General features: G+C 65.4%; 9 protein-coding genes and 1 tRNA gene. 3 read left to right on the top strand and 7 right to left on the bottom strand.

The features are described 5' to 3' along the window. Positions 1-2: 2 nt before the first annotated feature. The 3 genes from ITX31_RS03025 to ITX31_RS03035 all read left to right on the top strand — a co-directional run bounded on the left by ITX31_RS03025 (position 3) and on the right by ITX31_RS03035 (position 2,850). The gene (locus ITX31_RS03025) at positions 3-983 is read left to right on the top strand and encodes a branched-chain amino acid ABC transporter permease (RefSeq protein WP_194781996.1); all 981 of its coding nucleotides are present in this window, start codon (positions 3-5) and stop codon (positions 981-983) included. 179 nt (positions 984-1,162) lie between these two features. After that, a complete protein-coding gene (locus tag ITX31_RS03030; protein WP_194782366.1) occupies positions 1,163-2,107 on the top strand; it encodes an ABC transporter ATP-binding protein in 945 nt (314 codons plus the stop codon). Continuing rightward, entirely contained in the window at positions 2,104-2,850 is a 747-nt protein-coding gene (locus ITX31_RS03035; RefSeq protein ID WP_194781997.1) for an ABC transporter ATP-binding protein, read from the top strand. Before ITX31_RS03030 ends, ITX31_RS03035 begins: the two co-directional genes overlap by 4 nt. Positions 2,851-2,993: 143 nt before the next feature. On the opposite strand, the gene ITX31_RS03040 is transcribed toward ITX31_RS03035, so the two are convergent. From ITX31_RS03040 to eno, 7 genes are all read right to left on the bottom strand, one after another. Then, on the bottom strand, positions 2,994-4,388 hold the full coding sequence (locus tag ITX31_RS03040) for an ABC transporter substrate-binding protein (RefSeq protein ID WP_194781998.1): 1,395 nt from the start codon (positions 4,386-4,388) through the stop codon (positions 2,994-2,996). Positions 4,389-4,578: 190 nt separating this feature from the next. After that, positions 4,579-4,651: transfer RNA gene (locus tag ITX31_RS03045), tRNA-Leu, on the bottom strand. A 177-nt stretch (positions 4,652-4,828) separates the two neighbouring features. Beyond that, positions 4,829-6,211, bottom strand: coding sequence for an NAD(P)/FAD-dependent oxidoreductase (locus ITX31_RS03050; RefSeq protein WP_194781999.1), 1,383 nt, complete (start codon positions 6,209-6,211; stop codon positions 4,829-4,831). 124 nt (positions 6,212-6,335) lie between these two features. Next, positions 6,336-7,748: a S8 family serine peptidase gene (locus tag ITX31_RS03055; RefSeq protein ID WP_194782000.1), complete on the bottom strand. Its 1,413-nt coding sequence runs from the start codon at positions 7,746-7,748 to the stop codon at positions 6,336-6,338. A gap of 38 nt (positions 7,749-7,786) precedes the next feature. Further along, positions 7,787-9,448 (bottom strand): DUF501 domain-containing protein, encoded by a 1,662-nt coding sequence (locus ITX31_RS16040; protein ID WP_194782001.1) that lies wholly within the window; start codon positions 9,446-9,448, stop codon positions 7,787-7,789. Between the two features lie 84 nt (positions 9,449-9,532). Continuing rightward, positions 9,533-10,306, bottom strand: coding sequence for an FtsB family cell division protein (locus ITX31_RS15740; protein WP_228528924.1), 774 nt, complete (start codon positions 10,304-10,306; stop codon positions 9,533-9,535). A 171-nt stretch (positions 10,307-10,477) separates the two neighbouring features. Continuing rightward, a complete protein-coding gene (gene eno / locus ITX31_RS03070; RefSeq protein WP_194782002.1) occupies positions 10,478-11,758 on the bottom strand; it encodes a phosphopyruvate hydratase in 1,281 nt (426 codons plus the stop codon). Positions 11,759-11,810 lie beyond the last annotated feature (52 nt).

Below are 11,810 nucleotides of genomic sequence, written 5' to 3' on the forward strand. Positions count from 1 at the left end.
ACATGGACTTTGGAAACATCCTGCTGGGTGCAGTCAACGAATTCTTCACACCCACCACCGCGGCCTATGCGCTGGCAGCCCTCGGCCTTGCCGTGCACTTCGGCTACACCGGCCTGCTGAACTTCGGCCAGGCCGGCTTCATGGCGATCGGAGCCTACGGCTTCGCCATCCCCACCCTGAGTTTCAATGCTCCCCTGCCCGTTGCGCTGCTGATCGCGATGCTCGCATCCATCGCGTTCGCGGTGCTCCTCGGCCTGCCAACGCTGCGCCTGCGGGCGGACTACCTGGCAATCGTGACCATCGCCGCCGCGGAAATCGTCCGCTATGTGGTGACCACCAACGGCCTCACGGAAGTGACCGGGTCTGCAAACGGCCTGGCCGCATTCGAGGGCGGTTTCTACTCACTCAACCCCTTCGCACCCGGGCAGTACAACCTGGGTCCGTTCAGCCTGAACGAACGTGACCTCTGGATCCGCGTGGTTGCCTGGACCGTCGTCGCGCTGGCATGCCTGGTGATCTGGCTGCTGGTACGCAGCCCCTGGGGCCGTGTGGTCAAGGGCATCCGTGAGGATGAGAACGCCGTCCGCTCGCTGGGCAAGAACGTTTACGCCTACAAGATGCAGGCACTGATCATCGGCGGCATGCTCGGGTCGCTCGCAGGCATCATCTTCACGCTCCCCCGCGGAGCCGTGCAGCCGGCAAACTACGGCACGGAGCTGACGTTCTTCCTGTACACGGCGCTGCTGCTCGGCGGAATGTCCACGGTGCTTGGTCCGGTGATCGGCGCGATGATCTTCTGGGCCGTGCTCTCCCTGACCCAGGGGCTGCTCTATGGGGCAATAGAGTCCGGGGCGATCACTTTCCTGAACACTACCCAGGCCGGGCAGCTGCGTTACATCCTTGTAGGTGTAGCGCTCATGCTGCTGATGATCTTCAGGCCGCAGGGCGTTCTGGGCAACAAGAAGGAGCTGTCATTCGCATGAGCCACCAAGCAGAGAGCCCGCAGCAGCCGCGCCGGTCCGGTGCCCACGCCGCCGAACCCGGGGCAGAAACCGTGCCGGCCGGGGCGGCGCCGGCGAAGGCAGCCCCGTTGGATGCAGCACCGTTGGATGCACCACCGGCGGAGCCGGACCAGCAGGCAGGCTGGTCAGGCAACCAATACATGGAAGATGACCGCCCGATCGCCGCCGGCGACGTCGGTCCCGGATGCCGCAAGCGGGATCCCATCCTGGTGGCCTCCAACGTGACCCGCACCTACGGCGGAATCCATGCCGTCGACGTCGAACACGTCGAGGTGCCGCGGAACAAGATCACCGCCCTGATTGGCCCGAACGGCGCCGGCAAGACCACGCTGTTCAACCTGCTCACGGGCTTCGACACCCCGCAGTCCGGGGAGTGGAAGTTCGAGGACCGGGACCTGGCCGGTGTGTCCGCTTACAAGGTGGCGCGCCTGGGCATGGTCCGTACCTTCCAGCTGACGAAGGTCATGGGCAAGCTGACCGTGCTGGAGAACATGCGCCTTGGCGCCAGCGAGCAGCCTGGAGAAGCCCTGCGGCGGGCACTGTTCCGGCCGCTTTGGAAGAAGCGGGAAAACGAAATCACCGAGCAGGCTGACGCCCTGCTGGCGAAATTCAAACTCGACACCAAGCGCAGCGACTACGCCGCTTCACTTTCCGGCGGCCAGCGCAAGCTGCTTGAAATGGCACGGGCGCTGATGGTCAATCCCAAGCTGGTGATGCTGGATGAGCCCATGGCGGGTGTGAACCCTGCGCTGACGCAGTCGCTGCTGGACCACATCAAGAACCTGAAGGCCGAAGGCATGAGCGTTCTCTTCGTGGAACATGACATGCATATGGTCCGGCACATCGCCGACTGGGTGATCGTGATGGCCGAGGGCAAGGTAGTGGCCGAGGGGCCGCCGTCAGAGGTCATGAAGGACCAGGCCGTGATCGATGCCTACCTCGGTGCGCACCATGACGTGGACCTTGGCGACTCTGAAGGTTTCGAAAAGCTGGAAGCGGTCCTTGAGAAGGATCCCGGCTCAGACATACAGGGTGGTGAGGGGCTTGCCCCCGTGACCATCCAGGAACGTGAGGACAGAGCATGAGCGCTGCGAATTTCGAGGGCGACTCTGTCGTCAAGGTGACCGACCTGGTGGCCGGCTACCTTCCGGGAGTCAACATCCTCAACGGGTGTTCGATCGAGGCCCGCCGCGGGGAGCTGATCGGGATAATCGGACCAAACGGCGCCGGCAAGTCCACACTGCTCAAGGCGATGTTCGGCCTGGTGAAGGTCCATTCCGGAACGGTCATGGTGCGCGGCCAGGACCTCACCGGGTTGAAGGCGAACAAGCTGGTTACCCGCGGCGTGGGCTTCGTGCCGCAGACCAACAACGTGTTCGCTTCGCTGACCATTGAAGAGAACCTGCAGATGGGCCTCTACCAGCAGCCGAAGAACTTCAAGGAACGCTTCGAGTTCGTGGCGGACCTGTTCCCGGAGCTGAAGAAGCGGCGCAGCCAGCGGGCAGGCTCCCTGTCCGGCGGTGAACGGCAGATGGTTGCCATGGGGCGGGCCCTCATGATGGAACCGGCCGTGCTGCTGCTGGATGAGCCTTCGGCCGGCCTCTCCCCCGTGAAACAGGATGAAACTTTCCTGCGGGTCCATGAGATCAACCGTGCGGGTGTCTCCGTGATCATGGTGGAGCAGAACGCGCGCCGCTGCCTGCAGATCTGCGACCGCGCCTACGTGCTGGACCAGGGCAAGGACGCGTACACCGGCACCGGGCGGGAGCTGATGAAGGATCCCAAGGTCATCCAGCTGTACCTGGGGACCCTTGCCGATACGGCGTAAGTCCTACGCAGAAGTGCCCGTCCGGAGTTTCGGTTCCGGACGGGCACTTTGCTTTTAAGCCGCCGGAGGCGCACGGCGAAGGGCCCCCGCCGGAGCAGGGGCCCTTCGAGTGGTGCGGTGGTGAGTGTGGTGTATCGGACCGCCTAGAGCTTGCCCACCTCGGAGCGGCTCGGAACCGGCTTGTTGTCCGCGTCGAACTGGTAGATACCGATGTACGCCTCGGTCGGGTCACCGTTCTCATCGAAGCTGATGGGTCCGGAGTAGCCGTCGTAGTCGATGTCTCCGCCGCCGCGCAGGATGGTCACGCAGCCCGCGAAGTCGAAGCACTTCTCACCATCGGACGAAACACCCGGCAGTTCGGCGGCAATTGCCTGGCCGTCAGTGCTGCCGGCTGCTTCTGAAGCCAGGGCCAGCAGGGTCACGGCGTCATAGCTTTCACCGGCATACGCCCAGTCTTTCAGGGCCGGATCCACCCCCAGCAGCGCTTCCTTGAAGTTGTCTGACGCGAACGGACCCGGGATGGTGCCCTGGGCGCCTTCAAGCGTTCCTGCTTCGAGGTCCGCGCTGTAGTCGGAGGTATTGCCGTCCACGAAGAAGAGCTGTGACGGGTCAACGCCCTTGCCGGTGAGCAGCGGTGCAATGCTCTTGGCCTGGTCGAAGCTGATGACCACGATTGCATCCGGGTTAGCGGCGGTGACGGTGTCCACCTGGCTGCTGAACTGCGAGTCGCCTTCATTGAACATCGATTCTGCGACTACCTGGCCGCCTGCGGCCTCAACCGAGCCCTTGATGTTGGACTGCAGCCCGGTGCCGTAAGCATCGTTAAGGACAATCATGCCCACGGTCTGGGCGCCGCACTCCATGATGTAGTTGCCCAGGGTACGGCCCTGGAGAACGTCGGAGGGAGCAGTGCGCCAGTAAAGGCCGTTGTCGTCCCAGTCGGTGAAGTCCGGCGACGTATTGGCGGGCGAGAACTGGATGACGCCGGCGCCGGTGATCTGGTTGATGACAGTCTTGGAAACACCGGAGGAAGCGGCACCGATGATGGCGCTGACATCCTGGCCCAGCAGGTCGGTGACGGACTGGGTGGCGATGTCCGTGGTGGTGTCGCCGGAGTCGCGGTGGACTACCTCAACCGGCTGGCCCAGGACGCCGCCGGCTGCATTGATTTCTTCAACGGCGAGATCGACGCCGGCAATTTCCGGCGGGCCGAGGAAGGCGAGGGCGCCTGTGGTCGGCAGCAGGGTCCCGAGTTTGAGCGGGGCATCCGTGGTGCCCGTGGAGGCGGGGACCGCTGAGGGGTCGCCCTTCTCTCCGGGATCCTCGCCGGTGCCTCCCTGGCTCTCCGGGCAGGAAAGGACCGAACTGTTTGCTGCTGACGAAGAATCCTCGGACGGTGAGGAGTCGGTTCCGGAGTCGCCGCCGCTGCCGCAGGCTGAAGCGAACAGGGCTACGCCCAAGCCCAGTGCTGCCATCCTTGCTGCGCGGCCGTACCCATCCCCGAGGCCAAGCGGCCCGGTCTTGCGAAGTGCAGTCATGTAGTTTTTCTCCCCGATCGAAAGGCGGGTGCCTTTGATGCTGTCATCAGGTGTTCCTGATAAGAGAAAAAGCTAATGGAATTATGTGACGAAGATAAGAGCTTCCGGTTACAGCCTTGTAACACTCATCACACTCGAGACCGGCATGTTGCACGATGCTCAAACGCGTGGTTTAAGATAGTTCACTTTGTACCCCAGGTGGGACTCGAACCCACAACACAAGGATTTTAAGTCCTCTGCCTCTGCCATTGGGCTACTGGGGCGCCCGCACGCGTGAAGGCCGGCAGCGTGCCGGGCCCAAGCGCATAAACCAGCCTACTTTAGCGCCGCTCGAGCGCAGAAACCGCCCGGTTACAAGCTGCTGCCGCTCTCCTCAACCGCCAGCGGCGGCCGCCTGGATCTCTCCGGACGGCCGCCGCTGTATGGCAGGTTAGCTGATGTTACTTGGCAGCAGGCTTCTTGGCCGGCGTTGCCGCCTCCACAAACGCCTTGCGCGGGGTCTTTAGGTGCAGCAGCTGGGTGAAGTCGCGGCCCCAGACGAAGTTCAGCACCCAGCCGGAGACAACGCGGAACTTGCGCTCGAACATCGGCATCGCCATGCCGTGGTAACCGCGGTGTGCCAGCCAGGCCGGGAGGCCCTTCATGCCGAAGCCCATAATGTTGGCAACGCCCTTGTACTGTCCCATGCCCGCGACTGCGCCGAGGTTCTTGTGGCGGTATTCGACAACCTGGCCCTCGCCGTAGCGGTCGGCAAGCAGGTTCTTGGCCAGACGCTTGGCCTGGCGGACTGCGTGCTGCGCGTTCGGAACGCAGAAGCCGCCTACGCCGCCGCCGGTGAGGTCCGGAACAGCGGAAACGTCGCCGGCCGCCCAGGCGCCTTCGAGGGGGCCGTCGTCGCCGGTGATCCGCAGTTCGGCGTTGGCACGCACTCGGCCGCGGTCGTCGATCGGGAAGTCGGTGGCGCGGACCACCGGGTTGGCCTGCACACCGGCAGTCCAGATGAGGGTGTCTGCTTCGAACTCACCGGCCGGGGACTTGTCCGCCATGTTGATGAGCTTCAGCAGGCCGCCTTCGGCGCTGGCGAGCGAGGTGTTGAGCAGCACTTCGATGCCGCGCTCACGCATGGAGGAGACAACCCATTCAGCCTGGTCCGGCTTGACCTCGGGCATCACGCGGCCCATGGCCTCGATCATGACGAAGCGCAGGTCTTCCCGCTTGAGGCGGTTGTTCTCGCGCACGGCTCCGCGTGCCATGTCTTCGATTTCGGTGAGGGTCTCGATGCCGGCGAAGCCGCCGCCGACGACGACGAAGGTCAGTGCGCGGGCGCGGGCCGCCTGGTCCGTCATCAGGGACGCGGTCTCGATGCGCTCGAGCACCTGGTTCCGCATTTCAACTGCTTCTTCGATGGTCTTCATGCCGATGCCGGCCTCAGCGAGGCCCGGAATCGGGAAGGTGCGCGTCACGGAACCAGCGGCCATGACGACGTCGCGGTAGCTGAGTTCGAATGGTGCGCCGCCGTCTGCCGGCTCAACCGTTGCGGTGTGCGTGGCGTGGTTGATGGCCACGACCTTGCCGGAGATCAGCTCGGTGTCCTTGAGGTGCATGCGGTGGGAAACAACCGCGTTACGCGCGTTGATGGTGCCTGCGGCAACCTCGGGAAGGAAGGGCTGGTAGGTCATGTACGGCAGCGGATCCACTACCGTAACGATCCCGCCGTTGGCCTTGACCTTCTTTTGGAGGTTCTTGGCTACGTACAGACCGACGTAGCCACCGCCAACCACCAGAACGCGGGGACGATCAGAGAATTGTGTTTGCGATGCCATGGGCAACATCCTACCCGACTTGTGAAAGTCTTCACTAAGTCGCACGGATAGATTTCACGACCCTTCGCCGCAGCCGGCTGCGGCCCACCCGCAGGGGGTGCAAAGGCAGCCTGCGGGCAGGCCGCTAGGGCTGCGGGGCCTTCGCTGCCGGGCGTCCAAGGTCATCTTTCGGGGCCTCGTCTTCCGGGGCGGATGCTGCGTCCGGCGCGCCGGCCCGGGAAGATCGCTTCACCCGGAGGACAGCCAGGGCGCCGCCGGCACCCACCACGAGGATCAGGCCGCTGAAGCCGAGGACCAGTCCGGCTGGGAGCGGGTCGTTCCCTGCCTGGGGGTCTGCTGCTTCGGGAACCTGCGGCTCCGGAATATCCGGAAGACTTTGGCCCGGCGCTGGCGCAGGCGCTTCCGCGCTCGGTGCTTCGCCGCGGCGGTGGATCCGGATCCACTCTTCGATGGTCCCCAGCGGGTTGCCCGCTACGGCCGGCACGTCAGTATTGAGCGCCGCGGCTGCGTCTACTATGCCGTAGCCGTACAGCGTATCCCGGCCCGGGGCCCCGCTGTCCTTGGCGGTAGTAATGATCCGGTTGATTACCTGTGCGGCCGTGAGCTCCGGATAGGCAGAACGGATCAGGGCCGCGACGCCGGACACCAGTGGAGCAGCAGCCGAGGTCCCGGACCACTCGGCATACCGGGAGGGTCCGCCGGGCAGTCCGCCCACGAGGTGTTCGGCGGGCGCTGCCACACCGATGCTGATGCCTTCCGAAGATGAATCCCAGCTGGCCCGTCCCTGCCGGTCAAGTCCGGCAACAGTCAGGACACCCGGAATGGTTGCGGGTGCACCCACCTGGGTCATGCCGACGCCGCGGTTTCCGGCGGCCGCCACAATAACGACGTCGTTCTGCTCGGCGTAGAGGAAGGCCTCGTCCCAGCTCTCCGGCCATGAGGTCGACGACGACCCCAGGGACATGTTGATGACCTTGGCGCCGTTGTCCACGGCCCAGCGGACAGCGTTGGGCAGCTGGTCGTCAATCGGAATGCCGCCGGGGTTGGAACCGCCGATCCAGGCGGACACGGAGAGGACTTCCGCTTTGGGAGCCACTCCCATGATGCCGTCCGGACCGTTTCCGGGACCTGAATACTCCTCGGCTTCTTTGTCCTTGTCCTGGTCTTTTTCCTTGTCGTCACCTTTGTCGGCCTCGGCGGCGTGCCCGCGGCCGGCCAGGAGGGTGGCAACCAGGGTGCCGTGCTCGGGGTTGACGCCCAGGCCCCGGGCGCCGGCAGGATCTCCGGAGCCGGAGACATCCGCTCCCCCGGTAACCGCTCCGGCGAGGTCGGGATGGCTTGTGTCAATGCCGGTGTCGATGACCGCGACCTTGACGCCTTCGCCCTGCGACGTCTTCCAGGCTTCGGTGATTCCATAATCTGCGAGCCAATACTGCTTGTCCCGCCATTCGTCCGCGTGTGCGGCCTGCGGCACGGCCAGCTGGAAGAGGATCACGGCGGCGAGGGAGAACGTCCCTGCACCGGCAGCACGCTTCATTGCGGCGCCCCGGTTCCGGCGCCGTCCTGCTTTCCCGCTCACCGCAGTGCGCTCAGGGCTATGCCGTCAAGGATGTCGTGTTCCGAGGTGATCGCAGAGTCCACGCGCCCGTCAGTCAGTTCTTCCATCCGGTCCACGATGGTCTGCCAAATCAGCGCGCCGGCACCGATGACGTCCACGCGCCCGGGGTGCATGTACGGCAGGTCTTCGCGTTCCGCGCGGCTGAGGTGCAGCAGGGAGGAAGCCGCCTGGTCTACCGCCTGGCTGCTGAGTTCAGTGCCGTGAATCGCCTCGGAGGAGTACTTCGGCAGCTTCAGTGCATGTGCGGTCACTGTGGTAATGGTTCCGGCCACGCCAATCAGCCGGTCAGCGGTAGCCAGCGGGACGCTTTGGAGGACCTGCGCGATCATGTCCAGGACGTCGCCGCGGGCAAGGGCGATCTCCGCCTCCGTGGGCGGGTCGGAGACGAGGTGGCGTTCGGTGAACCGGACACAGCCCATGTCCGTGCTCTTGGCGGCGAGCACTTCGCCGTCAACGCCCAGGACAAATTCGGTGGAGCCGCCGCCCAGGTCGACGACGAGGGTCCGGGCCCCTGATTCGCCGGCCAGTACGCTTGCGGCTCCGGCGAAGGAAAGGGCCGCTTCTTCGTCACCGGAGATGACCTCGGGTTCAACACCCAGCCGGGCTCGGATACCGTCGGTAAATTCCTCGCGGTTCTCGGCGTCACGGGTCGCGGAAGTGGCAGCGAAGCGGACTTTCTGCGCACCGTGTTCACGGATCAGCCCGGCGTATTCGTCAGTGGCCGCAAAGGTGCGTTCAAGTGCGGCGTCAGAGAGGCGTCCGGTGGCGTCAACGCCTTCCCCGAGACGGACGATGCGCATCAGGCGCACTACGTCGGTGAGCCGGGTGGCCCCGTTTTCCGTCCGTGCGTCGGCGATGAGGAGGCGGATCGAGTTGGTGCCGCAATCCACTGCCGCTACCCGGACAACCCCGTCCGGGCCGCCTGTTTCTTCGAGGTGTTCCATGCTGTCCTCCTGCTCCCCCGCCGCCTGCCGCTCAACCTGCAGGGCCGCACGCCGGGCCGCCCGTTTCCGGTCCAGTTCCTGAGCGGAGAGGCCCTGGGTCTTGGTGTGGCGGCTTAGGTCGCGCGAGGGTGCAGGACTACTAGTGTCCCATGCGCCGACACAATAGCACCGGTCCCCGGTCCACCACTCGGAGATGGCGTCCAGCGCCTCGTCCCCCAGCGGGTTGACGCCCTGGCCGGCGGCCAGCGAGTGGCCTACGAGGACATGCAGGCACTTCACGCGGGTGGGCATGCCGCCTGCCGAAACGCCGTCGATCTCTGGAACGGGCCCCGTACCTGTACGCTCACCAATCTCGTCGCGGACCTCCAGGTAAGCCTCGTGTGCCTGCCGGTACCGTTCGGCAAGTTCCGGGTCCTGTTCAAGCCGCGCGGTCATTTCCGCCATGAGGCCGGCGGCCTCGAGACGGGAAACTGCAGCGGTGATGACCGGGTGGGTGAGATAGTACGTGGTGGGGAAGGGAATCCCGTTGCCCAGGCGCGGGGCGGTGGTAGCCACCAGCGGGTTCCCGCAGACGCAGCGGGCCCCGATTTCGACGACGTCGCGGACCGGACGGCCAAGCTGACGGCTCAGGGTCTCCAGGTCTTCCCGGGTCGGGGTGAGCTGCTCAGGGGTCATACCGGAAGGTCCTTCCTCGGGGTCCGCACCGGACCCAAAATGATGATGTTTCAATCCACCAGCCTACTGTGCCCGGCGGACGGGTCAGGGCGCGGTGGCGGAGCGGACCACTGAATCCCAGAGTGCATCAACCCACCGGAGGTCCTGCGGAGCCTGCGCTGCGGCCTCTTCGACGTCCTCCACGCTGTTTTCGCCCTTGACGAGGTAGCGGGTCTCCCCCGGCATCACCAGGAAGATGCGTTCCCGGGCCTGAGCCTTAATGAAGGCCGGGTCTTCCCAGCGGGACAGCGCTTCCTGGAGTTCCTGTCCGGCCTCCTGTTCGCGGGCGATTTCAGCCTCCAGCGCCGCAATCTCCGAACGCTGCTGCAGGAAGGTGCGGACCGACGGCGCCAGCAGCACGGTGATGACAACCATCACGATGCCCAGGGCAAGCAGCCGCCCGGAAAACGACTTCGCGGGCACCGGTTTCAGGGTAGGTTCGTCCCGGGTGAGAGCGGGCGTGGTGTCGGGAGCCGGAACGTCCCGGCGGATTTCCGCGGCCAGTTCCTGGCGGGCGGCGGCGCGGGCCTCTGACGGATCTGCGGGTTGGGCTTTTGCCGGCCTCGCAAGCTTCCCCGGTTTGCGGCCGGACGTCCCGGCGGATTCAGCCCGGCTGCCGGCGGTACCGGTTTTCAGCGGGCGCACGGGAGATGAAACAGTCCCCGGGGGCGGCGTCGTCCGGCTTGTCCTGGCCCCGGACGGGTCCTGGGAACCGGCGGCGCGTTCTTCCCCGGCTTTCTCCCCGGCCGAGGCGGAGCGCCGCGGAGCTGCGCCGGCCTGGCCGGCGGGCCTGGGTACCTTCGGGCGTCGGGTGGACATGCTGCTCCTGTCTTGTGCGGGCTCTTCCGGATTCCTGCCTGCCGGGCGGTGCCCCCAGCCCCGGGAAGGATTAAGTCCGGGAAAGGACCGTGCAGGGAAGGACCGTGCAGGACCGAAAACAGCACCGGCGGGCACCCCCACTATCGAGGGTACCCACCGGAGGCGGTGTTGCTAGGCCGTGAAACGCGGGAACGCGCTGCGTCCTGCGTAGCGCGCGGCGTCGTCGAGCTCTTCTTCGATGCGCAGCAGCTGGTTGTACTTCGCTACGCGCTCGGAGCGGGCCGGGGCGCCGGTCTTGATCTGGCCTGCGTTGGTGGCAACGCAGATGTCCGCAATCGTGGTGTCTTCGGTCTCGCCGGAACGGTGCGAGGTGATGGTGGTGTAGCCGGCGCGCTGGGCCATGGTGATGGCGTCCAGTGTCTCGGACAGGGTGCCGATCTGGTTGACCTTGACCAGCAGGGAGTTGGCGGCGTTTTCCTTAATGCCGGTCTCCAGGCGGGCCGGGTTGGTGACGAACAGGTCGTCGCCGACCAGCTGCACCTTGTCGCCGATGCTGGCGGTGAGGGCCTTCCAGCCCTCCCAGTCGTTCTCATCCAGCGGGTCTTCGATGGAGACGAGCGGGTAGTCCCGGACCAGTTCCTCGTAGTACGCGGACATTTCGGCGGCCGTACGGTTCTGGCCTTCGAAGACGTACGCGCCGTCCTTGTAGAACTCGGAGGAGGCAACGTCCAGGGCCAGGGCAATGTCACGGCCGGGCTCGTAGCCGGCGCGCTTGATGGCCTCCAGGATCAGGTCCAGGGCCGCACGGTTGGACGGGAGGTTCGGCGCGAAGCCGCCTTCGTCGCCGAGGCCGGTGGACAGGCCCTGTTCCTTCAGCACGGACTTGAGGTTGTGGTAGACCTCGACACCCCAGCGCAGGCCCTCGGAGTAGGTGTCGGCACCCAGCGGAACGATCATGAATTCCTGGATGTCGACGTCGGAATCCGCGTGGGATCCGCCGTTCAGGATGTTCATCAGCGGGACGGGCAGGATGTGCGCGTTCGGGCCGCCCAGGTAGCGGTAGAGCGGCAGGGCGGCAGACTCGGCGGCTGCCCGGGCCACGGCGAGGGAGACGCCGAGGATGGCATTGGCTCCCAGGCCCGACTTGTTCTCGGTTCCGTCCAGGTCCATCATTGCCTGGTCGATGGCGCGCTGGTCTGCAGCGTCAAAGCCCAGCAGGGCCGGCTGGATCTGGTCGATCACGGCTTCCACGGCCTGGAGCACGCCCTTGCCCTGGTAGCGGTCCTTCTCCCCGTCACGGCGCTCGTTCGCTTCAAAGGCACCGGTGGAAGCACCGGAGGGCACTGCTGCACGGCCGAAGGTGTCGTCGTCGAGCAGCACCTCGACCTCGACGGTCGGATTTCCGCGGGAATCGAGGATCTCGCGTGCGTGAATGGCATCAATGATGGCCATGGGAATGCTCCTGTTCATTGGAACTTGGGTTGGTAATACAGCCAGGCCTATG

Origin of the sequence: Arthrobacter gandavensis (genome assembly GCF_015355785.1) — a bacterium.
Classification (GTDB): domain Bacteria; phylum Actinomycetota; class Actinomycetes; order Actinomycetales; family Micrococcaceae; genus Arthrobacter_B; species Arthrobacter_B gandavensis_A.

Excerpts from the sequence above, each read along its gene's own strand:
- ITX31_RS16040 (WP_194782001.1), bottom strand. The coding sequence starts at position 9,448 with ATGACCCCTGAGCAGCTCACCCCGACCCGGGAAGACCTGGAGACCCTG.
- ITX31_RS03030 (WP_194782366.1), top strand. The coding sequence starts at position 1,163 with ATGGAAGATGACCGCCCGATCGCCGCCGGCGACGTCGGTCCCGGATGC.
- ITX31_RS03035 (WP_194781997.1), top strand. The coding sequence starts at position 2,104 with ATGAGCGCTGCGAATTTCGAGGGCGACTCTGTCGTCAAGGTGACCGAC.
- ITX31_RS03055 (WP_194782000.1), bottom strand. The coding sequence starts at position 7,748 with ATGAAGCGTGCTGCCGGTGCAGGGACGTTCTCCCTCGCCGCCGTGATC.
- ITX31_RS03025 (WP_194781996.1), top strand. The coding sequence starts at position 3 with ATGGACTTTGGAAACATCCTGCTGGGTGCAGTCAACGAATTCTTCACA.
- eno (WP_194782002.1), bottom strand. The coding sequence starts at position 11,758 with ATGGCCATCATTGATGCCATTCACGCACGCGAGATCCTCGATTCCCGC.
- ITX31_RS15740 (WP_228528924.1), bottom strand. The coding sequence starts at position 10,306 with ATGTCCACCCGACGCCCGAAGGTACCCAGGCCCGCCGGCCAGGCCGGC.
- ITX31_RS03050 (WP_194781999.1), bottom strand. The coding sequence starts at position 6,211 with ATGGCATCGCAAACACAATTCTCTGATCGTCCCCGCGTTCTGGTGGTT.
- ITX31_RS03040 (WP_194781998.1), bottom strand. The coding sequence starts at position 4,388 with ATGACTGCACTTCGCAAGACCGGGCCGCTTGGCCTCGGGGATGGGTAC.